At 38.4% G+C, this 26820-nt stretch carries 25 protein-coding genes, 1 other RNA gene and 1 pseudogene; 6 read left to right on the plus strand and 21 right to left on the minus strand.

From position 1 onward, the window contains the following. Positions 1-84: 84 nt before the first annotated feature. The 3 genes and pseudogenes from ACFSW4_RS16165 to ACFSW4_RS13140 form a co-directional block, all read right to left on the minus strand. A complete protein-coding gene (locus tag ACFSW4_RS16165; RefSeq protein WP_449305992.1) occupies positions 85-1044 on the minus strand; it encodes an ABC-F family ATP-binding cassette domain-containing protein in 960 nt (319 codons plus the stop codon). A 111-nt stretch (positions 1045-1155) separates the two neighbouring features. Continuing rightward, positions 1156-1734, minus strand: a pseudogene (locus ACFSW4_RS16170) (ATP-binding cassette domain-containing protein); the annotation flags it as partial. Between the two features lie 35 nt (positions 1735-1769). Then, positions 1770-2903 (minus strand): zinc-dependent alcohol dehydrogenase, encoded by a 1134-nt coding sequence (locus ACFSW4_RS13140; protein ID WP_377329819.1) that lies wholly within the window; start codon positions 2901-2903, stop codon positions 1770-1772. Positions 2904-3044: 141 nt separating this feature from the next. On the opposite strand from ACFSW4_RS13140, the gene ACFSW4_RS13145 reads away from it, so the two are divergent. Continuing rightward, on the plus strand, positions 3045-4250 hold the full coding sequence (locus ACFSW4_RS13145) for an MFS transporter (protein WP_377329821.1): 1206 nt from the start codon (positions 3045-3047) through the stop codon (positions 4248-4250). 9 nt (positions 4251-4259) lie between these two features. Here the strand turns inward: ACFSW4_RS13145 and ACFSW4_RS13150 are convergent, their stop codons facing one another. Beyond that, positions 4260-5234 (minus strand): cation diffusion facilitator family transporter, encoded by a 975-nt coding sequence (locus ACFSW4_RS13150; RefSeq protein ID WP_377329823.1) that lies wholly within the window; start codon positions 5232-5234, stop codon positions 4260-4262. A 120-nt stretch (positions 5235-5354) separates the two neighbouring features. On the opposite strand from ACFSW4_RS13150, the gene ACFSW4_RS13155 reads away from it, so the two are divergent. Continuing rightward, a complete protein-coding gene (locus ACFSW4_RS13155; protein WP_377329825.1) occupies positions 5355-6221 on the plus strand; it encodes a DMT family transporter in 867 nt (288 codons plus the stop codon). A 14-nt stretch (positions 6222-6235) separates the two neighbouring features. Here ACFSW4_RS13155 and ACFSW4_RS13160 read toward each other — a convergent pair whose 3' ends face one another. The 4 genes from ACFSW4_RS13160 to ACFSW4_RS13175 all read right to left on the minus strand — a co-directional run bounded on the left by ACFSW4_RS13160 (position 6236) and on the right by ACFSW4_RS13175 (position 8511). Beyond that, a complete protein-coding gene (locus ACFSW4_RS13160) occupies positions 6236-7912 on the minus strand; it encodes an acyl-CoA dehydrogenase family protein (protein WP_377329827.1) in 1677 nt (558 codons plus the stop codon). A gap of 85 nt (positions 7913-7997) precedes the next feature. Next, positions 7998-8087, minus strand: coding sequence for a YjcZ family sporulation protein (locus ACFSW4_RS13165; RefSeq protein WP_279401898.1), 90 nt, complete (start codon positions 8085-8087; stop codon positions 7998-8000). Between the two features lie 135 nt (positions 8088-8222). Beyond that, positions 8223-8327 (minus strand): YjcZ family sporulation protein, encoded by a 105-nt coding sequence (locus ACFSW4_RS13170; protein ID WP_377329829.1) that lies wholly within the window; start codon positions 8325-8327, stop codon positions 8223-8225. 82 nt (positions 8328-8409) lie between these two features. After that, positions 8410-8511 carry a YjcZ family sporulation protein gene (locus ACFSW4_RS13175; RefSeq protein WP_377329831.1) on the minus strand — a complete coding sequence of 34 codons (102 nt, stop codon included), beginning with the start codon at positions 8509-8511 and terminating at the stop codon, positions 8410-8412. A 223-nt stretch (positions 8512-8734) separates the two neighbouring features. On the opposite strand from ACFSW4_RS13175, the gene ACFSW4_RS13180 reads away from it, so the two are divergent. Further along, the gene (locus ACFSW4_RS13180) at positions 8735-9472 is read left to right on the plus strand and encodes a TspO/MBR family protein (RefSeq protein ID WP_377329833.1); all 738 of its coding nucleotides are present in this window, start codon (positions 8735-8737) and stop codon (positions 9470-9472) included. Between the two features lie 190 nt (positions 9473-9662). Continuing rightward, positions 9663-10136 (plus strand): SRPBCC family protein, encoded by a 474-nt coding sequence (locus ACFSW4_RS13185; protein ID WP_054754677.1) that lies wholly within the window; start codon positions 9663-9665, stop codon positions 10134-10136. A 553-nt stretch (positions 10137-10689) separates the two neighbouring features. On the opposite strand, the gene ssrA is transcribed toward ACFSW4_RS13185, so the two are convergent. Together ssrA and smpB are read right to left on the minus strand one after the other, a co-directional pair. Beyond that, positions 10690-11026: a transfer-messenger RNA gene (ssrA, locus tag ACFSW4_RS13190) on the minus strand. Between the two features lie 83 nt (positions 11027-11109). Continuing rightward, positions 11110-11571, minus strand: coding sequence for an SsrA-binding protein SmpB (gene smpB, locus ACFSW4_RS13195; protein ID WP_377329835.1), 462 nt, complete (start codon positions 11569-11571; stop codon positions 11110-11112). A 135-nt stretch (positions 11572-11706) separates the two neighbouring features. On the opposite strand from smpB, the gene ACFSW4_RS13200 reads away from it, so the two are divergent. Further along, positions 11707-12570 (plus strand): GNAT family N-acetyltransferase, encoded by an 864-nt coding sequence (locus ACFSW4_RS13200; RefSeq protein ID WP_377329837.1) that lies wholly within the window; start codon positions 11707-11709, stop codon positions 12568-12570. Between the two features lie 152 nt (positions 12571-12722). On the opposite strand, the gene rnr is transcribed toward ACFSW4_RS13200, so the two are convergent. The 11 genes from rnr to ACFSW4_RS13255 all read right to left on the minus strand — a co-directional run bounded on the left by rnr (position 12723) and on the right by ACFSW4_RS13255 (position 25274). Further along, positions 12723-14924, minus strand: a complete 2202-nt coding sequence (rnr, locus tag ACFSW4_RS13205; protein ID WP_377329839.1) for a ribonuclease R — start codon at positions 14922-14924, stop codon at positions 12723-12725. Between the two features lie 19 nt (positions 14925-14943). After that, positions 14944-15696 (minus strand): alpha/beta hydrolase, encoded by a 753-nt coding sequence (locus tag ACFSW4_RS13210; protein WP_377329841.1) that lies wholly within the window; start codon positions 15694-15696, stop codon positions 14944-14946. A gap of 162 nt (positions 15697-15858) precedes the next feature. Beyond that, positions 15859-16092, minus strand: coding sequence for a preprotein translocase subunit SecG (gene secG / locus ACFSW4_RS13215; RefSeq protein WP_377329843.1), 234 nt, complete (start codon positions 16090-16092; stop codon positions 15859-15861). A gap of 148 nt (positions 16093-16240) precedes the next feature. Beyond that, positions 16241-17482, minus strand: a complete 1242-nt coding sequence (locus tag ACFSW4_RS13220; RefSeq protein WP_377329845.1) for a dicarboxylate/amino acid:cation symporter — start codon at positions 17480-17482, stop codon at positions 16241-16243. Between the two features lie 228 nt (positions 17483-17710). Further along, positions 17711-18994 carry a phosphopyruvate hydratase gene (eno, locus tag ACFSW4_RS13225; RefSeq protein WP_377329847.1) on the minus strand — a complete coding sequence of 428 codons (1284 nt, stop codon included), beginning with the start codon at positions 18992-18994 and terminating at the stop codon, positions 17711-17713. Positions 18995-19215: 221 nt separating this feature from the next. Further along, the gene (gene gpmI, locus ACFSW4_RS13230) at positions 19216-20751 is read right to left on the minus strand and encodes a 2,3-bisphosphoglycerate-independent phosphoglycerate mutase (RefSeq protein ID WP_377329849.1); all 1536 of its coding nucleotides are present in this window, start codon (positions 20749-20751) and stop codon (positions 19216-19218) included. Next, positions 20741-21505 carry a triose-phosphate isomerase gene (tpiA, locus tag ACFSW4_RS13235; protein ID WP_377329851.1) on the minus strand — a complete coding sequence of 255 codons (765 nt, stop codon included), beginning with the start codon at positions 21503-21505 and terminating at the stop codon, positions 20741-20743. The genes gpmI and tpiA overlap by 11 nt, the downstream gene beginning before the upstream one ends. A gap of 21 nt (positions 21506-21526) precedes the next feature. Then, on the minus strand, positions 21527-22708 hold the full coding sequence (locus tag ACFSW4_RS13240) for a phosphoglycerate kinase (protein ID WP_054754682.1): 1182 nt from the start codon (positions 22706-22708) through the stop codon (positions 21527-21529). A gap of 142 nt (positions 22709-22850) precedes the next feature. After that, positions 22851-23858: a type I glyceraldehyde-3-phosphate dehydrogenase gene (gene gap, locus ACFSW4_RS13245; RefSeq protein ID WP_054754683.1), complete on the minus strand. Its 1008-nt coding sequence runs from the start codon at positions 23856-23858 to the stop codon at positions 22851-22853. Between the two features lie 27 nt (positions 23859-23885). Further along, entirely contained in the window at positions 23886-24854 is a 969-nt protein-coding gene (locus tag ACFSW4_RS13250) for a sugar-binding transcriptional regulator (protein ID WP_377329854.1), read from the minus strand. Between the two features lie 171 nt (positions 24855-25025). Continuing rightward, positions 25026-25274 (minus strand): glutaredoxin family protein, encoded by a 249-nt coding sequence (locus ACFSW4_RS13255; RefSeq protein WP_377329856.1) that lies wholly within the window; start codon positions 25272-25274, stop codon positions 25026-25028. A 98-nt stretch (positions 25275-25372) separates the two neighbouring features. Between ACFSW4_RS13255 and ACFSW4_RS13260 the strand changes: the two genes are divergently transcribed. Further along, a complete protein-coding gene (locus tag ACFSW4_RS13260; protein ID WP_377329857.1) occupies positions 25373-26599 on the plus strand; it encodes a mechanosensitive ion channel in 1227 nt (408 codons plus the stop codon). Positions 26600-26820 lie beyond the last annotated feature (221 nt).

Consider the following 26820-nt stretch of genomic DNA (forward strand, 5'->3'; position numbering starts at 1 on the left):
CTTAAAAGCAGGACAAACAGAATAGGATATTTGACTGAATTATGTATAAAGGCTATCCAGGTCTTCCCTAGATAGCCTTGTGTTTTAAACAGTTGGTTGCTTATTAATCTTCTTCACATCATCTAGATATTCTTCATAAGTCATCGACTTATCAATAATACCTTCGTCCTTAATTTCGATAATGCGATTAGCAATCGTTTGAATGAACTGGTGGTCGTGTGAACTAAAGATGACCGAGCCTTTAAATTTAATAAGTCCGTTGTTTAACGACTGAATTGACTCTAAATCTAAGTGGTTTGTTGGGTCATCTAATATTAATACGTTCGCATTACTTAACATCATGCGTGACAGCATGCAGCGAACTTTCTCACCACCTGATAGAACACTCGCCTTCTTAAACACATCATCACCAGAGAATAACATGCGGCCTAAGAAGCTTCGCATGAATGTTTCTGTTTCGTCTTCTGGTGCATATTGACGTAACCAATTGATTAAGTTTTTGTCAGAGCCTTCGAAGAATTCCGAGTTATCTTTAGGGAAGTACGATTGAGATGTAGTCACACCCCATTTGTATTCACCTTCATCTGGCTCCATTTCACCCATTAAAATTTTCATTAGAGTCGTAACCGCAAAGTCATCACCTAACAAAGCAACTTTATCGTCTTTTTCAAGTCTAAATGTGACGTTATTTAAGACCTTTTTACCGTCGATCGTTTTGCTTAAGTTCTTAACTTCTAATAAGTCATTCCCAATTTCACGTTCAGGTGTGAACGCAATGTAAGGATACTTTCTTGATGATGGTTTAATATCTTCTATATCAATTTTATCAAGTAATTTCTTACGTGAAGTTGCCTGACGTGATTTCGACGCGTTCGCACTAAAGCGCGCGATGAACTCTTTAAGCTCTTTAACCTTCTCTTCTTTCTTCTTGTTCTGCTCTTGTTGCATCTTAAGAGCTAACTGACTTGATTCATACCAGAAATCATAGTTCCCGACATAAAGCGTAATCTTTTCAAAATCTAAATCAGCAATGTGTGTACACACATTATTTAAGAAGTTACGGTCGTGAGAGACAACAATAACGGTATTCTCAAAGTTGATTAAAAACTCTTCTAACCAGCGAATCGCCTGAATATCAAGTCCGTTTGTCGGCTCATCTAAAAGTAAAATGTCAGGGTTACCAAATAGAGCCTGAGCTAGTAAGACTTTTACACGATCTGCTTCTGAAAGCTCAGACATTTTCTTATCATGAACGTCATCAGATACTCCTAACCCACGAAGTAATGTCGCTGCGTCACCCTCAGCTTCCCAGCCATTTAGCTCTGCAAACTCACCTTCGAGTTCAGCAGCACGCATGCCGTCTTCTTCTGTGAACTCACCTTTTGCGTAGATTTCATCTTTTTCTTGAATAATCTCATGAAGGCGCGTATGCCCCATAATGACAACATCAAGAACTTTTTCATCTTCATAAGCATAGTGATCCTGTTTAAGAACCGCAATACGTTCATCTTTTCCAACTGATACATGACCTTCTTGAGGTTCAATTTCACCAGATAATATTTTTAGAAATGTTGATTTACCAGCACCGTTAGCACCGATTAAACCGTAACAATTTCCATTTGTAAATTTGATTGAAACATTTTCAAATAGTTTACGGCTTGGAAAGCGTAAACTTACGTTTGTTGCTTGTAGCATGTTCAAAGTCCTCCACAAAATAAAATTAACCTTTTTCATTATAGCATCAATGTGAAGGGTTTGACGAATGTTAACTAAGGCTTTAACACAACCTTAATACAATTGTCTTCACGGCCATTGAAAATCTTATAACCATGGGGCGCTTCCTCAAGCGGAATTTTGTGCGTAATAATTTCAGTCGGATCGATTTTTTCATTTACAATCATGTCGTAAATCTTAGGCATAATTGGGATGACAGGTGCTTGCCCCATTTTTAACGTAACATTTCTTGAAAAGAAGGCACCTAATGGAAAGACATTATAGTTACTGCCGTAAACACCCGTTAACTGTACCGTCCCTGATTTTTTAACGGCTTTAGTCGATATTTGAATTGGCCCGAGTGTCCCGCCTTGAAGCTTTAATTTTTGTTCTAAAAATTCAAGTGGTGACTTTTTACCATCCATACCTACGCAATCAATGACAACATCCGCGCCGCCTTTTGTTATTTCTTTTAAATGCTCTCCCATATCAGGGTATTTCGTGAACTCAAACACTTCTACTTGATTCGTACGCTTGGCATGATCCATTCGATAATCTAAATAATCAATTGCTATCACCCGTTCTGCGCCTTTAAGCCATGCAAACTTTTGTGCCATTATCCCAATCGGCCCACAACCAAGTACAATGACTGTATCTCCTTTTTTTACCCCTGCGTGCTCTACACTCCAATAAGCCGTTGGAAGAACGTCCGATAAAAATAATAGCGATTCATCATCCATTTCGTTTTCTTCTGGCACCACAAAAGGTGTGTAATTCGCAAACGGGACTCTTAGATACTCTGCTTGTCCTCCAGGGTAGTTTCCAAACTTTTCGGTGTAACCGAAATAACCACCTGAATCGTAATGAGGATTCGAGTTGTCGCATTGACTAGTAATGCCTTGATCACAATAGACGCAATGACCACACGCAACATTAAAAGGAATAATGACGCGATCACCTTTTTTTACCCTGGTAACCTCAGGCCCAACCTCTTCAACAATCCCCATTGGTTCATGACCGATCATATATCCTTTTGGGAGTGGCATATTACCTTGATAAAGGTGTAAATCCGAACCACAAATAGCGGTTGATGTAATTTTAACTATAATATCATCTTTCTTTTCAAGCTTTGGATCATCTTCTTCTGTCACATCTACTTTATATGGCATTCGATAAGTCACTGCCCTCATGTTCATCAGCTCCATTTTTTCTTGTAGTTTTCCAGTAGAACATGGTTTTATTCGAAAACTCACTTCCTTTTAATCCCTTTTATATAAAATGTTGAAATGAGCAAAGTAAATAGTAAAGAAATTAATAATGAGGGACACATGATGAATAAACCAATTAGCACGTGGTGTATTATCTCGATGGCATCGATTCCCTTAGTAATGACTTTAGGTAACTCGATGCTTATTCCAGTTTTGCCTATTTTTGAAAAACAACTAAATATCAGCTCTTTTCAATCGAGTTTAATTATTACCGTATACTCAATTGCAGCTATTTTCCTCATACCCATTGCGGGATATTTATCTGACCGAATTGGAAGGAAAAAAGTCATTGTTCCAAGTCTTCTTCTAACGCTAATAGGGGGATTAGTTGCGGGATTAGCTTCTGTATTTACAAAAGATCCATTTATTTGGATCTTAATTGGGAGGGTCTTACAAGGGTTTGGTGCCGCAGGGGCTGCGCCAATCGTTTTACCGCTCGTTGGCGATCTTTATAAAGACGACGATGAGAAGGCTAGCTCTTGCTTAGGTATTATTGAAACCTCAAATACATTTGGAAAAGTTTTAAGTCCCATCGTAGGTGCCGCACTCGCTGCGATTATATGGCATATTCCGTTTTTTGCGATTTCAGCTTTTAGTTTAATCTCGTTGATTTTTGTATTCTTTTTTATAAAAGTCCCTAAAGAAAAAGACGAGCCACCTGAGTTCAAAACTTTTTTACAAAACACAAAGGAAACATTTAAACAAGAAGGTAACTGGCTTTATGTTGTTTTTGGAATAGGAATTTATACGATGCTCGTTCTATTTGCTATTTTATTTTTCTTATCTGACATATTAGAAAAACAACATGGAATCGACGGGGTAAAGAAAGGGATTATATTAGCGATCCCGCTTCTGGTTTTATGTATTGCCTCATTAATGGCGGGTAAGAACATAAAAGGTGATTTAATCATTATGCGTATGATATTAATTATCGGATTATTGCTTATGGGGTTATTAATACCTTTTGTTGGTTTTTTTGAAAATAATGTTCGTGTATTACTGCTTTTGACGAGTCTTATTGGTCTTGCGATTGGAGCGATACTTCCAACACTTGATGCAATGATTACAGAGAATATCGATAAAGGCGAGCGAGGAACCATTACATCCATTTATAGTTCTGCTCGTTTTATTGGGGTAGCTGCTGGTCCTCCGTTAGTTTCGATTTTCATGCAGGAAGGACTTTCAGTGGCGTTAATCATTGCAGGGATTTTAGGTTTTGGGATTTTAGTCTGTGTATTCACATTTATCAAACCAACTGAAAACAATTAAAAATGAGGGCTACTCGCCCTCATTTTTATTTTGATTTTTAAATTGATAGTCTTGTTTTCCATCCGATTCAATGACGCCAAGTGTCGCATCATCAATATCTTTATCTTTTAAAAGCATATCCTCAACCTCAAATTTAATATCATCTGCATTCGCTAACGACATACCCTTCTCTAACTCCAAATAGCTTTCAACATGATATTGTCTACCTTCTTGAACGACTCTTAATTTATGAATGTCCACAACTTTTGGATGTTTCATGATGATTTCCGCTACTTTATTTTTCACTCGTTTAGGTGCTGAAACTCCGACAAGTCCAATCGTGTTTTCATAACCAATTTTTATGGCAATTCCAATGAGTAAAAGACCGATTAAAATAGTTCCAATCCCATCGACCAGGTAATTACCTGTTAATTCCGCGATCACAACTGCCACTAGCGCAACGAGCGCTCCTAACGTCGCTACAATATCTTCATAGAACACTAAACGTGTTGGTGGTGCTGAATACTTGACATTTTTGATTACACTCTTTATAAAACCATCTTTTGCGGTGTCAGCTTCAGACTCTGACACTACTTCTTTCATAACTTTCCATAACACCGCACCATCAACAACAACTGAAATGATTAATATGGTAAAGTTCAACCAGAAATTACCTGATTCTTTTGGATGCTGGATGATTTCCCAACCTTTATGCAGTGTCTCATAAGCCATAATCGAAACAACAATAACAGCTAATAATACAAATAAGTTCACGACTCGATTAAATCCAGTCGGAAATCGCTTCGTTGGCTCTTTTTCAGCTAATGCGCTCCCGAAATAAACCATTCCTTGGTTCAGCGCATCTGCTGTCGAATGGATTGCCGTTGCTAGCATGGCACCACTACCACTTATAAAAGCTGCAAACCATTTGACTATGGCAAGTCCTGTATTACCTAAGGCCGCTACGCCTGAGGACGTGTTACCCTTTTTAAGTAGTTCCCACATAACTCAAACCTCATCTCTTATCTTTATTTAACGTTATTTTTTACAACTAATAAAATTTGATACTTATTAGGCAAGCACCCTTATTAAATACACCAATATATTAACTATAGGTGAAGATTCATGCGAGTATATGTTGCTTTAATAAGCTTAAGTATCATCTGGGGATTAACCTTTATATTAATCAAAATGACAGTAGGTGACACAGGTGCATGGGGGATGGTATTTCTACGCTGCTTAATTGGCAGCTTATTTCTTCTGCCACTACTTATACTTAAATTGCGAAAAAGAACGTCCCCTATTCCATTTAAGCACCTCATCATTCTTGGAGTGATTAACTCAGGCATTCCTTGGGGTCTATTAGCCTGGAGTGAAACAGCCATCAATAGTAATACGACATCAGTTATTAATGCTTTAACACCCTTGTTTACTGCACTGGTTGGTTATTTGTTTTTTAAAAAGATTTTATTGAAAAGGCAATGGTTTGGAATCTTAACCGGATTCTTTGGCATTGTTATTTTAACTGAATTTCAAATTCATCAGCTTTTTGGTAGTGATTTTATTGGAATTGGGACAATGGTTTTGGCAACCATCTTCTACTCTTTTGGATCTCAGTATTTAAAGAAGCATCTTCAAAAAGAGGATTTAATCATAACGATTACATTATCCTTATTTGTCGGTTCATTAGTCGGTTTAATCATCGGCTATTTCACTCATGACTTACCGAAGTTCGCAGCTTTTGATGTCCAGACAACGTTGATTGTTTTAGCGCTCGGAGCCATTGGGTCTGGTGTTGCTCATATTCTGCTCTACTACATGATCATTCATGGAACGCCGGAATTTGCGGCGACTGTTGCGTATATCATTCCTATTACGGCTATTATTGCAAGCTACCTAATGCTAGGTGAACCGATTACGGTGAACTTAATTACGGGTATGATCTTTATATTCATAGGTGTTTATATAACTGGCCGTTACCGGAAAAATTAATACATCCCTGTGCTTTAGTTAGGCACAGGGTGTTCTTGATTTACGAGCAAATCAAAATGTTTTAAGGCTAATGGATCAGCCTGATAGTCATTCGATTTAAACGTTTGGTGAATGAATACTTCAGCAATGGCTAAATCCCGGTTCAATGTCTCACCTTCTTGTATTTGCTCAAGAGCTACGACGGCCTCGAACAAATCACTCATATTCTTCGCTAGCTTCTTCGGATACATGAGTTTGACTTGATCATCTGCTTGGCTTAGTTTCGTAACTGTTTCTTTTAATTCGACCATTCCCCTCTTAACTAATTGTATTAAGTCATTAGCCTTAATGGTCACTCTACTTAAACGCTGATTCAAGTCTTTTAAAAAAGCTTCGTGCACTTGATACTTTTCTAATAACCTTAACACTTCAAGTCCTAGTATATTAGTCGTTCCTTCCCATACGGTGAGCACTTGAGCATCCCTTAATAGTCTAGGGGGCACAAAATCCTCTATGTAGCCATTACCACCGTGCATCTCAATTGCTTCATGTGAAAACTCGATTGCCTGTTCAGCTGTTTCTTTCTTCATAATCGCAATATACAAACGAAGTAGTGCCTTTTCTTCATCTAGAGCATTTGAATTTGCCATTACGTCATCAAACATTTTCACAACTTCAAACGTTGCATACGTTTCAACTTCTAATTTTGTGATTAAATTAACTAAAGTCTCTTGCACCATTGGATATTGAGTAAGAGCACCACCAAACGCTTCACGATCTTTAGCATAATCCCTCGCTTCCACATAAGCTCTTCGCATAATTCCAATCGAGGCAACCGTATTACAGACTCTAGACAAATTAAGAGCTTCCATCATATATCTAAAGCCTTGTTTTGGATCACCTACTAAATAAGCCATAGCTCCTTCAAATTCCACTTCAGCTGATGGGACTGCCCTTACTCCAAGCTTATCTTTTAACCTGCGAATGCTAAGTTTTTGATTTAACCTATTTTCTTCCCAAGGAACTAAAAATAAGCTTAATCCCTTAGTCCCTTCTGGTGCACCTTCCATTCGCGCAAGCACCATCGCAACGCCGCACATGCCAGCATTACTCGCGAAGTACTTTTCTCCGTATAATCTGTAATTCTCACCATCTTGAACGGCCTTGACTTCATTAGCTCCAACATCCGACCCGCCTTGTCTTTCCGTTAAAAATGTTGCCCCTTCGTACAACTCAACTTCTCCAGTTGAAATGACATGGGGTAAAAACTGCGCACGTAACTCAGCATTTGCATAGTGATCTATTAAATACGCCGTTGCCATGGTTAACGTAACAGGGCAGTAAAATCCAGGCTCACTTTGAGAAAGTAAATATCCTTGTGCATAAGAGAACATATAATTCCCTTTTTCGTTCAGCTCCGGAATCACCTTATGCGGATATCCAACTATTCCAGTTTCATACGTTTCTTGAACCGTTTTTAAATAACCTTCGTTTACCTGCACTTTTGAAATGTCCTCGCCCATCTTGTCGTATTTGATTAACTTAGGCTGCCCATCTCGATCAGTATGCCTCGCACGTTCGTCAATCTCGCCAGCTACTCTTTCACCAAATTGCGATAATTGCCTGTCAGCAAATTCAAAAAAATGAGGATCTAAATTATTTTTCAAAATTCGTCGCAAAACTGCATCATCCGTATAGAAGTTTTGAACCATATTAAACCTCCATATTCTAAATTTTCTTACTATTATTTTAACATAAAAAAAGGCCGCGGAACCCCGCAGCCTTTAAATCCTCATCTTAGTACCAAGCAGCACCTACGATAATTAATAAGATAAATAATACGACAACTAACGCAAAGCCATTGCCGTAACCGTGTCCTCCTGACATGAGCATTTCCTCCTTTTTTGCATTTTCAATAACAATATATGTCTAATAAATATCATTGATAAGGCGAACGCACAGTTTTCAATTCTTTTTCTATACAAAAGCCTTACCAACCCTGAGTTGATAAGGCTTATTTTTTTAGCAGTAGAAAGTTGCTCCTACAATAATTAAAAGGATGAACAGCACAACGTATAACGTAAAATCGTTATAACCACCGTATCCCCCAATACCACAGTTATACACGATCTAACCCCCTTCATTTTCGACTTATGGAGATGAATCTGTTGAATGAAACGGGCTTAATGGTTACAGACAGCTTAAATTTTTAGTACCAAGCAGCGCCAACAATAATTAACAAAATAAACAGCACGACAATTAAAGCAAAATTTCCTCCATAATTATAGCCCATGATCACTCCCCCTCTCATCTTAAGTCAGAGATTAACTTCTCTGTCTAATTTAACTTTATGTTTTAATTCAGAAGCTTGTATAGACTTTTATCATATAGGTGAGATGAAATGATGAGTTGACCCATGGGTATTAACCACAGTCGTTTATAGGTTATGATGAGACCTTTTAGGGAATGAATTAAACATATTGTTACAGATTCGAAGCATAAACTAGTTAGGACAAGATCAAAGGGGGAGTTCGATGAGGGCATTAATTATTTTAAACGGTTTAGCTTTAGCACTCGTGCTTTTTATTAACTATTTATCTTTTTCATTACCGATCAATGGACAAACAACTGGTGAGATTTCAAACCAAATTAATGTATTGCTAACACCAGCGGGATATGTATTTAGCATTTGGGGATTAATCTATGTCATGCTCGGATTATGGATTATTGCAACGTGGTTAAGTCCAGTCGGCAAAAAAGTAGCTGGTAAAGTTGGGTATCTATTTATTATTAATGCCTTACTTAATATCAGCTGGATTTTCGCATTTCATTATGAACGTTTTATATTATCTTTATTCATTATAATGGCGTTGTTATGTGTTACTTTTATAATTTATAAACGCCTAGATGACCCCTCACTATCACGATTATGGCAAATTCCCTTTTCTGTTTATTTACCTTGGGTGTCTATTGCAACATTACTTAACATCGGGATTGTACTTAAAACATTTAACGTTCCTTTTTACGTCAACTATGAGATGCAATGGACAACCGGATTGCTAATCGTCTTAACTCTTTCAGCTATTTGGTTTTCTATCAAAATGAATGATCTAATCTACCCACTCGTTTTTATATGGGCTTTTATCGGAGTAGCGGTAAAGCGTGCTGGAGAGTATCCTTCTATAACACTTACGGCATGGGTTATGGCCGGAGTTCTCGTCATTTATGTCGTATACATGATGATTAAGAAAAAAGCGGTTAGAGTGGTTTAACCATTAATGGCGCGGGGCAAAGAGCATTAAACGTATCCCTGCGCCAGCTCTCTCAACTCTTACTATTCATATAAAACTAAGTTTTGACCAAATGAATATTCAAAGATACAATAAAGTAAATTTACAATCCGGAATTTAAAATACTTACTAAGAAAGAATGTAATAAAATTACAAAGAGGGAGTGTTTTTCATGAAAGGTTCAAAAAATGGCCCATCTGATGAGTATTCAAAGCGCGTAATTGTCAATACACGCATTTTTAATACATCGCGCGAACAAATATTCAATGCGTTCAGCAACCCAGAGCATTTAGCACTTTGGTGGGGGCCAAAGAATTTTACGAACACGTTTTATGAGTTCGATTTGCAACCCGGTCGCATATGGCACTTTATCATGCATAGTCCTGATGGAATCGACTACGAAAATAAAAGCGTCTTTGAAGAAATCGTTAAACCTGAACGAATTGTCCTCCGCCACCTTGAGCCTAATCACGAGTTTCTCCTGACCATTACCTTATCCGAATTAAACGGAAAAACTGAACTCACCTGGCACATGCTCTTCGATTCAGCTTCAGAATGCAATAAGGTAAGAGAATTTGTAGTGGAAGCAAATGAACAAAATTTAGACCGCCTCGAGACTCAATTGGTAAAAATGGCTAACTCCTGATTGGAGTATAATTGTGATAAAGACTGTTTAAAATCTAGCATTTGTGAATATTTCTTAACAGGCTTATTATGATCTTGCTCAAATCTTAATATATCCATCGCCAATTCTATTTTTACATTAGTAAAAAAAACTGCAAACACTACTTAGTGATTACAGCTCATTATATTTAAAATTGACATTGAGTTTTTTAGAACATATGCATGAATTAATTTTAATTTATACTTTAATTCAAAAAAAGCACCGAAATTTATTTCGGTGCTTTTCTGTATGGAGACGGTGGGACGTGCAATTCCAAGCTTTCGCATTGGCACTGACTATATCTTGAACCTGATGGTCAGGTTCCCCGGCGTCTTATACGAAATTTTAATTTACTCACTTAAGAGTAGTATTTCGTATCCTAGTACTACCTCAAAGGGCAGCCTATAAGTCGATACACGGCTGTTGGATCTCTCCACATACCGCTCGGTGTTGCCATACCTTATAAAAGGCTTTAGGTTTCACCGATTAAGCCGGATTATTCACTTATGTGTTACCACATAAGGCGACTATTTCCTAATCGAACCCACGTCCAAGGATATCGGCACTTAAGCTTCTACGAGCGTAGTCGGTATATTATCATTCGCCGACTCTTCAGCCTACCGACAGGCTTCCGAGTGGCTAGTCTGATTAATCTCTTCTAAAGACCTCAGACGGTGGCCTTTAGCGTAGCCCGCTTAGTTTGAGACCCTTCTATCTGCCACACGGGCGATGGCAGGAAGGATCCTGTAGAATCTGCTTACGCAGCTACAGCGAAATCGTTTTGTTTGCCAGTTATTATTAACTGAATGACGTTTAACGAGTCGTCACCTCGGCTCGCTACTTAAGCTCGACCTATCCCTGTCGAATCCGGAACGTCCCCGGATATAATAAGTCTTTATGCGTTTGTATTCTCATTATAACACGCTCTAACGTTATTGAAAATGGAAATACTTGCTTAGTAATTGTCTTTTAATGCGCGTTCGACATCACGTTTCATAGCTTTTTGTTTTAAATCTTCACGTTTATCATACTTTTTCTTACCTTTACCTAAACCAATTAACAACTTGGCAACACCGTTTTTGATATAAATCTTTAAAGGTACAAGCGAATAGCCTTTTTGTTGGGTTTTGCCAATCAATTTATTGATTTCACTTTTATGAAGTAACAGTTTTCTCGCACGTGTTGGTTCATGGTTGAACTGGTTACCTTGCTCATAAGGTGAGATATGCAAGTTATGAACATACGCTTCACCTTTAGAAATTCTTGCGAAGGCATCTTTTAAGTTCACGCGACCAGCACGAATGGACTTAATTTCGGTTCCTTTTAAAACCATCCCCGCTTCATACGTTTCTTCAATAAAGAAATCATGTCTCGCTTTTCGGTTTGTTGCAATGGCATCTGACCTTTTTTTCGCCATTTGTCTTCCTCCTCACTGCATAACGTTATTTTACCAAAAACAATGTGTGATTCAAACTAATCTTTTTAATAGACAACGATAATTTGAATATGGCACTATTAGTAATTAGGAAATGTAAAGTTAGGGGGATGCACCGTGATTGACACCATTCAAATCAGACCGTTAACGATGAATGATTTAGATTTATATAAACAAATGCAGACAGGTATAGAAAATGATTATATTATCCGTATTTTTGATCGATTGATTAACCATAAAGAGCATCAAGTGTTCGGACTTTTTGTTGAAAATGAACTTGTTTCCATAGCGGGGTACACCGTTTTCGCAGGACATTATGCCATGCTGGGCCGTTTAAGAAGTGATCTTCGTTATACTGGCAAAGGTTATGCCACTCAGTTAATCCAATTTATCATTGAACAATTGAAGAAAATGCCTGAGATTAAGTGGATCGGTGCGAACACTCAGAGGCATAATTTCTCTGCACTAAGAGTGTTAGAAAAAGTTCAACTTCCTCCAATTAAGGCGTTGCACGCATCAACGTTAGTCAATTCAGATGGACTTGATCATACTCCAGGACCAATCTGGACACCTGTAGAGTCTCTTGAAGAAAAGCGAAAGTGGATTTCTCAATTTGAAAATGACTCTAATGTTATTTTCCCTTATCAGGCTTATTACCCGTTTCCTGCAACACCTGAATTATTTAATGATGACGAGGTTAGCAATTGGTTGTTTTACAAAAACCCGGATGAAGATCGCCTCATCATTGTATACCACGATCAGAAGAAATATAATTACGCTCACGTGGTTTATCTTTGGGATGATTTATTTAACCAACCAGGGGCTTGGGAGACGATTTATGAAGCTCACAAAACTTTACAACAACAGCATGATGAGGAACTCAAAATTCGAACAGATTTAACGGATGAATCTAGAAAATTGATTAACGATGATGCATTTGAAATTCAAGATCCATGGGTGCTGCATGGGGTATGGGTGTGATTTCCTTATAAAATTAGAAATTTCCCCATAAAATTAATTTTTTCCTTATAAATTAGGAAATTTCCTCATAAAATCGAAAAATTCCTTATAAATTAGAATTTTTCCTTATAAATAAATGGAAACGCCACAGCAACTCAGCTGTGGCGTTAAGTTTATTTCTTTTTCTTCTTTGGTTTCTTATTGAGCTTCTTCGCTTTAATCACTTTTTCATCTTTTTCTTTTTTAGGTTCCATACCGACGATTTCGAAGTCAATCACTCGCTCCTCAATATTAGTGCTTACGACACGAACTCTGACTTCATCACCGATTCTAAAGATGTTACCAGTCCGTTCACCGATCATCACTTGGTGTTTATCATCAAAATGGTAATAGTCATCGGTTAGGTAACTTACATGAACGAGACCTTCGACTGTATTCGGCAGCTCAACGAACATACCGAAGTTAGTAATTGAACTAATAATACCATCAAATTCTTCGCCAATTTTATTACTCATAAACTGAGTCTTCTTAAGATCATCTGTTTCACGTTCAGCATCGACAGATTTACGTTCCATTTCTGAAGTATGTCTCGCGATATCCGGAAGCTTGCTCTTCCATTGATCTTGTGTCTCAATTCCGATATTACCTTCAATGATATACGTTCTAATTAACCTGTGAACAATCAAATCTGGATAACGCCTGATTGGGGACGTGAAGTGTGTGTAAAACTTCGTTGCAAGTCCAAAGTGTCCGACACTCTCTGGTGCATAACGGGCCTTTTGCATGGATCTAAGCATCAGTTTTGATACAATGAGATCCTCTTTGCTTCCTCTAATCTCCTCAAGTACACCCTGCAAAGCTTTAGGATGAATCGAATCAATCGAACCTTTAATTCTGTAACCAAGGTTTGCGATAAATTCAAAGAACGTTTGTAGTTTCCCTTCATCTGGGTCTTCGTGAATTCGGTGAATAAACGGTACTTCCATCCAGTGGAAATGTTCAGCCACCGTTTCGTTTGCAGCAAGCATAAAATCTTCAATAATACGTTCTGCTTCACCGCGTTCGCGCAAGACGACGTCAATTGGGTCACCTTGTTCATCGACTAAAACTTCTGCCTCTTTAAAGTCAAAGTCAATCGCTCCCCTGGCCATACGTTTTTTACGTAAAATGTGAGCCAGTTCATGCATGTCTTTAAACATTGGAACTAAAGGTTCATAACGTTTGTTTAGTTCTTCATCGCCATCTAAAATGCCATTGACGTCAACATAGGTCATGCGCTCAGTTGTGTTAATAACCGCTTGGAAAATTTCATGACTGACGATGTCACCACTTGAGTCAATCTCCATCTCACAGCTCAATGTGAGCCTGTCTACTTGTGGATTGAGTGAACAAATTCCATTTGATAAGCGGTGTGGAATCATTGGAACTACTCGATCTGTTAAGTAAGTACTTGTCCCTCTTTCGAATGCTTCTTTATCGATTGGAGACCCTTCTTTAACATAATAAGAAACATCGGCAATGTAAACGCCTAATAAATAGTTTCCGTTATCAAGCTTTTTAACACGAACGGCATCATCTAAGTCTTTTGCATCAGCGCCATCAATCGTTACAATCTGTTCATTTCGTAAGTCTCTGCGATTTTCTATTTCGCTTTCAGATATTTGGTCTGGCACTTCATTGGCATGCTTAATGGTTTCTTCATCAAATTCCGCTTTAATTCCGTGCTTATGAATAATCGATAGAATTTCTATTCCTGGGTCATTTTTATGACCTAATATATTAATGACTTCACCTTCAGCACTCTTGCGCCCTTCAGGATACTCTGTAATTTTCACAATCACTTTATGTCCATCAACGGCACCGCCTGAATGACCTTCACGGATAAATATATCATTTGGTATACGTTTATCATCCGCAATGACAAAACCGAAACGGCCATTGTCTTGATATGTCCCTACAATCGGAGCATTATTACGCTCAACGATTCTAACGACAGTCCCTTCTGCACGGTTTCCTGTTTCAGAAGGTGTTTCAATACGTGCTAGTACAGTATCACCATTCATCGCTGTCATTAGATCGGACTGGTGAATATAAATATCTGCCTGATCTTCATCATCTGGGATTAGAAACGCAAATCCTTTTGCATGCATTTGGATTCGCCCTTTAATTAAGTTCATCTTCTCTGGTAGCCCGTAGCGATTTTTACGATTACGTACAAGCTCCCCTTCACTTTCAAGTTCATTTAAACTTTTCATGAGTTCTTGAAGCTCATCACTCTCTTGAATATCAAATTCCTCTTGTAAGTCTGACACACTCATTGGTCTGGTCGCTTCTTCTTCAAAAAATTGCTTTAGACGTTGCTTTAAATTTTCCACATCTGTCACCTCATTTCGTTTATTCAGACCAGTCTAGTTTTTCTAAAAACTGATAAACATCCTCATGCACCTGATCCTTGTAGTCACTTAATGTAATGACATGTGGTGCACCTTCATACCACTTTATATCTTTCTTATCGGCTTCAACATTATCATAAATATACTGCGCACTATCTTTATTAATCATTTTATCTTCTTCTGCTTGTAAGACCAGTGTCGGCGCATAAATGGTATCAATTTCATCATGTACTTCTTCAATCAATTTACTTAATGATTGAAATGTTTCATCTGAGTCCTCAATTAAATCGTCGACTTCTTTTTTAATATTATCGTCGTCTTTTTTCTCAAGCTGTTTATATTCTTTCGCAAATTGACGAAAACCTTGCGTCAATTGTTCAACATTATCAAAAAAGACTGGTGAACAAATCGGTATAACGCCTTTCACAGGCTTATTGTATGCGAGACGCAGTGATAGCACGCCTCCAAGCGATAAACCTGCTACGGCGATTTCATCATATCCTCGATTTTTTAAGTGCTCATAGCCATCAACCGCATCCTGCCACCAATCTTTAGCTGTAGATTTGACGAGTTCCTCTGGTGGCTTGCCATGCCCTTTATAAATTGGTGCATGAGAGCTGTAGCCTTTTTTTTCTAAGTAACGGCCAAGCATCCTAACATCTGCAGAATGACCTGTGAAACCGTGTAGTAATAAGACTGCCCTTTTAGAATTGTCTGCTTCGAATGTAAATGGCTCTGGTTGTTTGATTTGCATCTAAATCACCTTCCGTATTTGTATATTAGTTTCCCTATTTAACTATGGGCTAATCATAGAATGAAAATTTTTCATGGAAATTATTATGTGGTAAAAATTAACAACAAATAAAAACATTAAAAAAACAGTAAGTATGTCACTTACTGTTTTAGGATTAATCATTTATTGAAGAATATAACCTAACAAGAACGTAATCACCATGAATGCGACACCGAAAATAATCGTTAGTCGGTGAAGCACACCATCGATCCCACGTGCTTTTTGTTTACCGAATAATTGCTCAGCACCACCTGAAATCGCTCCAGATAGTCCGGCACTTTTACCTGATTGAAGTAAGACAACAACGATAAGTCCAACTGTAGCAATGAATAAAAGCGTAACTAAAAATGTATACATTCTATTGACCTCCTAGTTCATACGGACAATTCCTAATATAAATGTAGCATAATAGTAAGACAATTCGCAAGGTGAATTTGAATTTAATTAAATGAAACGAAAGCAAAATAAAAACACCAGCCAGTTCAGCTGGTGTTTTAACTTCAAATTAGTCACGAATTGAAGGATCTTTCTCTTCAAGATCTTTTTCTGTCTCAGAGATAAATAATGCACATGTAGCATCACCTGTGATGTTAACTGCTGTACGTGTCATATCTAGTAAGCGGTCAACACCTAGGATTAAACCAATCGCTTCAACTGGTAGTCCGACTTGCTCTAATACCATCGCAAGCATAATAAGCCCTACACCTGGAACACCGGCTGTACCAATTGACGCTAAAATGGCTATCATTAGTACTGTCAAAATTTGCGTGAAGCTTAAATCAACAGCATACACTTGTGCGATGAAAACAGTCGCAACACCTTGCATAATAGCGGTTCCATCCATGTTAATCGTTGCACCAAGTGGCTGAACGAAACTACTGACCGATTTACGAACACCTAAACGTTCTTGTGCCGTTTTCATACTAACTGGTAATGTCGCACCACTACTTGCTGTACCAAATGCAACACTCATCGCTGGTGAGAAGTTTTTAAAGAACCACCAAGGGCTCTTCTTCGCTACAAACTTGATCACCGAACCGTAAGTAATAATCGCGTGAATGAATAATGCTGCAAGCACTACAAAGAAGTAAGCTGCCATCGATGCTATGGCATCCATTCCCGCTCCACCAACTGCTGAAGCAATAAGACCAAATGCACCGAATGGAGCTGTGTACATCACAATCATAATTAGATACATGACCAGTTCATTTGCTTGTTCAAATAAATGATAAATTTTATCTGTCTTTTTCGCTAACATCGTCAGTCCAAAACCTATGAAAATAGCAAAGAATATAATTTGCAACATTTCGCCCGATGTCATCGCATCAATAGGGTTGGTAGGAATAATATTAACTAACGTATCTACAACTGATGGCGCTTCTTCACTTTCAAATCCTTCAGCTGATTTGTCTAATAATCCAGGTTCTCCTGGTTTTACGATAAACGCTAGGGCCATCGCGATTGAAATCGCTACCGCAGTTGATAATAAGAAGAATCCAATCGTTTTACCACCGATTCGTCCTAGCTTTTTAGGGTCACCAATATTAGCTGTACCTAAAACAATAGAAATGAAGACAATTGGAACTACCATCATTTGAATTAGACGTAAGAAAATATCCCCTAATGGTGCAAAAACGTATTTGTCTACTGTTCCGAATAAATCAGGAGTAAACAGGTTCATACCTAACCCAATAACTATACCAAGTATGAGTGAGATAATAATGTATTTTGTTAGATTTTTCGCCATATTTTATAACCTCCCTTTTTCCCAATAGTAATACTATATAAATATGAAGCTTTTGTCCAATTTATCACAAATTTGAAATCGCTTACTAATAAAAAAGTTATAGTTCAAATGCCTGTCATGATAGGGTTTTTCTGATGGTTATCTAGTAAAAAATTACCTTTAATAAAATGCATAAAAATAAAATAAGGCTTCCCAACCCATGCGTTGGGAAGCCCCATTCACATTAGATTATCTCAAGTTATAAAATGCGGTTTTACCTGCATAAGTTGCTGCTGTACCTAAGTAATCTTCAATTCTTAAAAGCTGGTTGTATTTCGCCACACGATCTGTTCTAGATGGTGCACCTGTTTTAATTTGACCAGCGTTTGTTGCAACCGAAATATCTGCAATTGTTGCATCTTCAGTTTCACCTGATCGGTGTGAGATGACAGCTGTGTAACCAGCTTTTTTAGCCATTTCGATTGCTTGGAATGTTTCAGTTAACGTACCAATTTGATTCACTTTAACTAGGATTGAATTACCGATTCCTTTTTCAATCCCTTCATAAAGCTTTTTCGTGTTAGTTACGAATAAATCATCACCAACGAGCTGAACACGATCGCCAATACGGTCTGTTAATAGCTTAAATCCATCCCAGTCATTTTCATCTAAACCATCTTCAATAGATACAATCGGGAACTTATTGACCATCTCTTCGTACCAGTCCACCATTTCTTCAGCCGTACGAGTGACGCCTTCACCTTTAAGGTTGTATTTTCCGTTATCATAAATTTCAGAAGCCGCAACGTCCATCGCTAATTTGACTTCTTCACCTGGCTTGTATCCAGCTGCTTTAATCGCTTCAACGATTGTTTCTAACGCTTCTTCATTTGATTTTAAGTTAGGTGCGAAACCACCTTCATCACCTACTGCTGTGTTGTAACCTTTGTCTTTAAGGACTTTTTTCAGCGCATGGAAAATTTCTGCACCTTGGCGAAGAGCTTGTTTAAATGTCGGCGCACCAACAGGCATAATCATAAACTCCTGAATATCAACGTTATTATCCGCATGCTCACCGCCATTTAGGATGTTCATCATCGGTGCCGGAAGTGTTGTTGCGTTAAACCCACCTAAATACTGGTAAAGTGGAAGACCTAAATAGTCAGCTGCAGCATGAGCCGTTGCCATTGATACACCTAAGATGGCATTAGCACCTAATTTAGCTTTGTTTTCAGTGCCATCTAATTCGATTAATAGCTGATCTACTAAAACTTGGTCTGTTACACTGTAGCCAACTAACTCAGGCGCGATAATGTCATTCACATTCTTAACCGCTTCCTCGACACCTTTTCCTAAGTAACGGTTTTTGTCACCATCGCGTAATTCGACGGCTTCATATTCACCTGTAGAAGCGCCACTTGGAACAAGCGCAGAACCAAATGCGCCTGATTCAGTCTGAACTTCTACTTCAACGGTTGGGTTACCTCTTGAATCTAGTACTTCTCTTGCATAAACATCAACAATAAATGGCATGATTGAACTCTCCTTTGTTCGTTTTTATAGAAAATCAAATTGATTATAGTACCTGTTATGAAATTTTCGGCCCTTTTCTTGAAGTTATCAGTCACTTTTCCGGCTTAATCGGTCACTTTTTTAAAAATATCGGTCGGTTTTTCAACTTTATCAGTTACTTTTCCGAAAATATCGGTCGGTTTTTCGATTTTATCGGTCAGTCTCGCCTAAATATCGGTTAGTTATTTAATTAACGATTGGCCTGTCATTTCGTCTGGCTTCTTAATCTCCAATAAATCTAATAATGTTGGCGATAGGTCGCCTAAAATTCCTCCGTCACGAAGCTCTAAGTCTTTTTTCGTCACAATAACTGGAACAGGGTTAGTAGTATGAGCCGTCATTGGGCTGCCATCTTCATTTAAAACTTGATCGGCATTCCCATGGTCTGCTGTAATAATTGCATGACCGCCTAGTTCAACTATTTTATCAACCACTTTTCCTAGACATTCATCAACCGCTTCAACTGCTTTAACAGTTGGTTCGACTTTTCCTGAATGTCCAACCATATCTGGGTTGGCAAAATTTAAGATAATTAAATTAGTTGGTTCTGTATCTAACGTCTCTAATAACGCATCTGTGACTTCATACGCACTCATTTCTGGCTTTAAGTCATATGTTGCGACTTTCGGTGAGTCAATTAAAATGCGCTTTTCACCTTGAAACTTTTGATCAAGTCCACCACTCATAAAATAAGTCACATGAGGATACTTCTCTGTCTCAGCAATGCGAAGCTGAGTAAGCCCTTCGTTCGCCACAACTTCACCGATTGTATTTTTCGGCATATTTGGTGGGTAAGCTATATGAACGTCTAAGTCCTCACTATATTGAGTCAACGTGACCATTTCTAGGTTATTTAAAGGTTCGTAAGTCTCTTCAAAAACATCTAATCGATTATTCGAAAATACATCCGTTAGCTGCATCGCACGGTCAGGTCTAAAGTTCGCAAAAATAATCGCGTCTCCGTCTTGTACCGTACCTACAGGCTCCTCTGCTTCATCAACCATCACGAATGGCTCAACAAATTCATCGACCACATCTTGTTCATAGGAGTCTTTAACGGATTGAATCGCATTTTGTGAGGTCGGCCCTTTACCTTGACGTATTGCAAGGAACGCTTTCTCTACACGTTCCCAGCGGTTGTCACGGTCCATAGCATAATAACGGCCAGACACAGTTGCAAGCTTGCCGATACCTAATGCATCCATTTTCGCTTGTAAGTCTTCTAAGTAAGTAACCGCTGTTTTTGGTCCCACATCGCGTCCATCTAAAAATGCGTGAACATAGACGTCTTCAACTTTCTGCTCTTTTGCCATTTCAAGTAAGGCAAATATATGCTCAATATGACTATGCACCCCACCATCAGATAACAATCCAAAAATATGGAGGGCACCGTCATTTGTTTTCGCATGACTAGATGCCTTAACAAAGGCCTCATTATGATGAAATTCGCGGTCCTTAATCGATAAATTAATACGTGTTAAGTTTTGATAAACAATGCGGCCTGCACCAATGTTTAAGTGGCCAACTTCCGAGTTACCCATTTGACCTTCTGGAAGTCCTACTGCTTCACCAAAAGCTTTTAAAGTCGAGTGAGGATAGTCATTCCAATAACGGTCAAAATTAGGAGTACTCGCTAGTTTAACTGCATTTCCGTGGTCTTCTTCACGAAACGCAAAACCATCTAAGATGATCAAAGCTGCAAGTTTGTTATCTGGCATTCTGACCAGCCTCCACTAATTTTAAGAATGAATCTTCTTTTAAGCTTGCGCCACCTACTAGAGCCCCATCAATATCTGACTGACCAAGAAGTTCTTCAATGTTTTCTGGCTTCACACTTCCACCGTATTGAATGCGAACTTCCTCAGCGACTTCTCCTGAGAATTGGTCTTTAACTACTTGGCGGATGTGAGCGCATACTTCATTGGCTTGGTCGGTCGTCGCCGTTTTTCCTGTACCAATAGCCCAAATTGGTTCATAGGCAATAACGACTTGTTTAGCTTGTTCATCAGATAAACCATCTAGCGCCTGACGAACCTGGCCTTCCACAAAGCTCATCGTTTCATTGTTTTCACGCTGCTCTAACGATTCACCCACACAAACTATCGGAAGTAGGTTATGTTCAAAAGCTGCTAATGTCTTTTTGTTAACAGACTCATCTGTTTCGTTAAAATACTGACGGCGTTCTGAGTGGCCGATCACCACGTAATCAACGAGTAGATCTTCTAGCATGCTAGGACTAACTTCACCTGTAAAAGCGCCACTTTCTTCGTAGTGCATGTTCTGTGCGCCAATTTTAACGTGATAGTCTCTAGCCGCTTCTGATAAAAATGGGATATGAACAAACGGTGCACAAACAACTGTGTCAACGTCTTCATTCGTTGGAACTTTCTCGCGAATATCAACAACAAATCGCGCACCTTCAGCAACGAGCTTGTTCATTTTCCAGTTACCTGCAATGATTGGTTTTCTCATGTTTTCACCTCTGTTTTAAAATTACTTTTCGTTTAATGCTGCTAATCCCGGAAGTACTTTACCTTCCATAAATTCAAGTGAAGCTCCGCCACCTGTTGAAATGTGATCCATTTGTTCAGCATAACCAAATTTCTCAACAGCTGAAGCAGAGTCGCCTCCACCAATTACGGTATATCCTTCAGTTTCTGCTAATGCATCAGCGACACCTTTAGTTCCGTTCGCAAATGCTTCGTATTCAAATACCCCCATCGGTCCGTTCCAAATCACTAATTTAGAATCTTTAATGATGTCGCTAAATTTATCGACTGTCTTTGGTCCAACATCTAATGCTTCCCAGTCAGCTGGGATTTCTTCTATTGGGACGACTTTTGTGTTGGCATCTTTTGAAAATTCATCCGCAACTATCGCATCTACTGGTAAATGTAATGAAACACCTTGGTCTTTCGCCTTTTGTATAAATTCTTTAGCAAGGTCAATTTTATCCTCTTCTAATAAAGAATTACCGATTTCGTGTCCTAACGCTTTTATGAATGTATAAGACAATCCACCGCCGATTAGTAAGTGGTCGACTTTATCTAATAAATGATCGATGACACCGATTTTATCTTTAACCTTCGCTCCACCAATAATCGCTGTGAACGGTCTCTCAGGATTTTCAAGCGCTTGTCCTAGTACTTTAATTTCTTTTTCAAGTAAAAAGCCAGACACAGCTGGTAAGTGATGGGCTACCCCTTCTGTTGACGCATGAGCACGGTGAGCCGCACCAAATGCATCGTTCACATAAACGTCACCTAATGACGCTAGCTGCTTGGAGAGTTCTTCGTCATTCTTCTTCTCACCTGGATGGAAGCGAACGTTTTCTAATAATAAAACTTGTCCGTTATCCAAACTATTCACTTCATTTACGACTTCCTGGCTGTAAACTTCGTCTGCTTTAAGAACAGGTTGTTCAAGTAAATTACTCAAGTGTTGAGCAACCGGATCTAAACGTAGATCATCTACGACTTCCCCGCCTGGACGACCTAAGTGACTCATTAGAACCACACGTGCCCCTTGGTCAACTAAATATTGAATCGTGGGCAAAGCCGCACGAATACGTGTATCATCTGAAATGTCTCCTTTTGATAAAGGCACATTAAAATCTACACGGCACAATACTCGCTTACCTTTTAAATCCACATCTTTTACCGTCATTTTGCGCATGTCAAAACCTCCAAAAAGTTCTTTATGTAACTAATATAGCAAAACTTACCTCTTGTTTCGACAAAAATTCTAGAAAATAGGGAGGAACAAGTCAATGTCCCTCCCTATATTTTACCAATATTCAACCATTCATTCGAAAAACTTACAGACCTTGTTTTGCCATGTAAGCCGCTAAGTCTACACAACGAGTTGAGTAACCTGATTCGTTGTCATACCAAGATACGACTTTAACCATGTTGTCTTCAATAACTAGTGTTGAATCACCATCAACGATTGAAGAGAATGGGCTACCATTATAGTCGCTTGATACTAGTGGTAGATCTGTATAGTCTAAAATTCCTTTTAATTCATTTTCAGCTGATTCTTTAAGCGCTGCATTTAGCTCTTCTACTGATACATTTTTATCTAACTCTGCAACTAAGTCAACAATTGACACGTTCGGAGTTGGAACACGCATTGCCATACCTGTTAATTTACCGTTTACTTCTGGAAGTACTTTTGCAACTGCTTCAGCTGCTCCAGTTGTTGTTGGGATAATGTTTTCAGCTGCAGCACGCGCACGGCGATAATCTTTATGTGGTAAGTCTAAAATTTGTTGGTCATTTGTATAAGAGTGTACTGTTGTCATGATTCCACGCTTAAGACCGAACTTGTCGCTTAACACTTTTGCAACAGGTGCTAAGCAGTTTGTCGTACATGATGCGTTAGATACGATATGATGACTATCCTTGTCATACTTGTCATCATTAACACCCATAACAACTGTTAAATCTTCATCTTTAGCAGGGGCTGAGATGATGACTTTCTTCGCACCAGCATCAATGTGTTTTTGAGCATCTTCACGGCTACGGAATAGACCAGTAGATTCAATCACAATCTCTACCCCGAAATCACCCCATGGAAGGTTTGCTGGGTCGCGTTCAGAAAGAACTTTAACCTCTTTTCCATCAACTAGAATGGCATCTTCTTTTGCTTCGATGTCAACATCTAGTTCACCATGAACGGTGTCATATTTTAATAAGTGAGCTAGCATGTTCGCATCTGTTAAGTCATTAACTGCTACTACTTCTACCTCATCATTTGTAAGTGCTGCACGGAACACACGACGTCCAATACGTCCAAAACCATTAATACCTACTTTTACTGCCACTATAAAAACCTCCTATAAAATATATAATCATGAATGTGTCAATAAATCTCGAGCAATTGCTTCATCTATAATTAACACATCTGTTGAACCCCATTTAAAAAAGGCTGAAATTGCTTCACTCTTACTTGCTCCACCCGCTACCGTCATAACGGTCTTATCATCTGTCAAATGGTCTTTTGTCATACCGATAGAGTTTAACTGGTGTATAGTTTTCCCGTTTTGGTCAAAGTAATAACCAAAAGCTTCCCCTACAGCGGAATTTTCTTTTAATAAATTCACCTGAGAAGAATCGGCTTGACGGCGATGAGCCATCTTTAACGCATCCCCAATTCCGTGGATGACGATATCGGCCCTTTGAATTAGAGACATCACATCTTTAACAGCTGGCTCCTCGATCATTTTTGAATAAATATCTTTGCCCACTGTATCTGGGACATAAAGTAAGCGATAACTACCATTCATTCGCTTAGCCATTTGAACACAGATAGAACTGGCCTGGTATTCATGCATATCGCCAAGGCCACCTCGTGCTGGAACAAATAATGGCCGAACCTGGTCAATTGGGTTTAGACTCTCTGCAACCGCAGCCATCGTCGATCCACCTGTTACGGTTACAATGGAATCGTCACTCAGCCTTTGCTGCAATTCGTCCGCTGCAGCCTGACCAAGTAATTCTTTAACGTCTTTGTTTTGATCCGCATTTCCAGGTACGATTTTCACCTTTTCAACTGGTAGAACTTTTAACAGTTGAGCTTCTAAGTTTTCAAGATCTGAGATTTCACGCATAATGTCTGGGTAAGTTTCAACGATGGACCTGCCATGGTCACTCACCCACATTCCTTTACTCGTAATCTCAACAAGCCCTTGCTCATCGAGAAGCTCAATTTCGCTACGCATTTGCCTTTCCGTTTTATTTAACTGATCAGCTAATGCTCTGCGACCAATTGGTTCATGCAGATGAATCATCTTTAAGATCTGATAACGCTGATCAATCACGGTTAACAAGTCCGGAATAAGCATTTTTTGAAACTGATAAAGTTTATTCAGATCCCATCACCTGCCCTCTTGGTCATTTTTTGTCCTTTAGGTAGTCATTTTTTGTCCCGCGTAGGGCAAAAAAATATTCTAACAACAGAATAGCAAAACACCATCTAGCTTGCAAACATTTTATTCTGTTAAGTTTTCCTTCAACAAATCATCTAACGAGCCCGCATTTAGCTCCGATACATCAAGTTCTTGATTATTCACTTTAACAACTGGAATCGTTAAAAAATACTTATTTAATAACTGATCATCCTGCTCAATATTTTGTTCGACAATCTCAAATTCATACATGAGCTTATAGGTTTCAAGCATCTCTTTAATTTCATCACACAGTTTGCAATTTGGTTTGGTATAAAAATTGACTTGTTTCAAAACAATTTCACCTACTTTTCATCAAAATGTTTAACAATATGACTTTAGGTTATATAAAAAATATATCGCAATATAAAAAACATAAAGGAGAGGATTGCATGAACGATTTAACATCATCGTTTCAAAGCATGCTTAGCGATTTAATCCAAGCCATTCCTAATGTGATTGCTGCATTACTACTTTTATTATTAGCTTGGATCGTCGCAGTTGTAGCCAAAAATATTGTACAAAAACTTTTCGTCAAAATGGGTTTACACAAAGGATTAGGTAAAACACCAATGGTCAGAGACGAAAATCACGGAAAAAGCTTACTAGATAGTGCTGGTAAAGTCATTTATTTTCTAGTATTCATTTTATTTTTACCCGCTATATTGGACGCTCTTAACATGAGCTCAGTCTCCGAACCTATTTCCAATATGATGGACAAACTTCTTGGATTTATCCCTAACCTCATTGCCGCAGCCATCATATTAGTTATCGGAATCTTCATTGCTAAACTCATCAAAGAACTTTTCGAGAAATTCTTCAGAAGCTTAAATTTAGATGATTGGTTTAACAAAATTAGCCCTAAAAACTCTGGTGGAGCAGAGGTTCAAACGACTCTATCAAACGTTCTAGCTAATATCATCTATATTATCATTTTAATTCCAATTATCACAATCGCACTTGAAGCGCTAGAAATCCAAACGATTTCAGAGCCAATTCAAGCTGTATTAAACGACGTTCTATCTATGATTCCAAATATCTTTGTTGCGATTATTCTACTAATCGTTGGTTACTATCTAGCAAAACTACTAGGCAACCTATTAACTAGCTTACTACAAGGAACTGGTATCAATAACATCTATGAATCATTTGGACTAAACAGTGAAAACAAACCAAACGTTGATCTAGCTCAATTACTAGGAACAGTTGTTAAAGCGTTAATTGTTCTGTTCTTTACAGTAGAAGCACTAAACGTTCTAGAACTAGAGGTTCTGAACACCATTGGTGATGCACTAATTGGTTACCTGCCATTCTTATTAAGTGCTCTATTAATTCTAGGTGGTGGACTATTCCTTGCTAATCTATTAAGCAACTGGATTACGAAATACACAAACAGTCCATTCTCAGCACAAATCGTAAAATACGTGGTTATGGTTTTTGCCGTATTCATGACACTAGATCAATTACAGTTCGCGAAAACCATCGTTAATATTGGCTTCCTATTAATTCTAGGTGGTCTCATGGTCGCATTCGCTATCTCATTTGGTATTGGCGGACGCGAATTTGCGAAATCTCAATTAGCTAAACTTGAAAGCAAGCTAAACCGAAAAGATCAATAAATAGGTAGAGGCCCTGAGCAGCTCAGGGCCTCTTTTCTTATCTACTATAAAAGCCAAAGCGTTGAACCTCGGCTTTTTCTCAATTTGGCTATTTTATTCGCTACTTTAGCCGTTTATGGAGTTAGTATAAAAAGTGGACACGTGAGATTGAGTAGTTTTTTTAATACAATAGACTATTAAGGAGCGTGTTTACGATGCCAAAACGATCTGAAAATTATCCT

This window comes from Piscibacillus salipiscarius (assembly GCF_042685285.1).
Taxonomy (GTDB): Bacteria; Bacillota; Bacilli; order Bacillales; family Alkalibacillaceae; genus Piscibacillus; species Piscibacillus salipiscarius.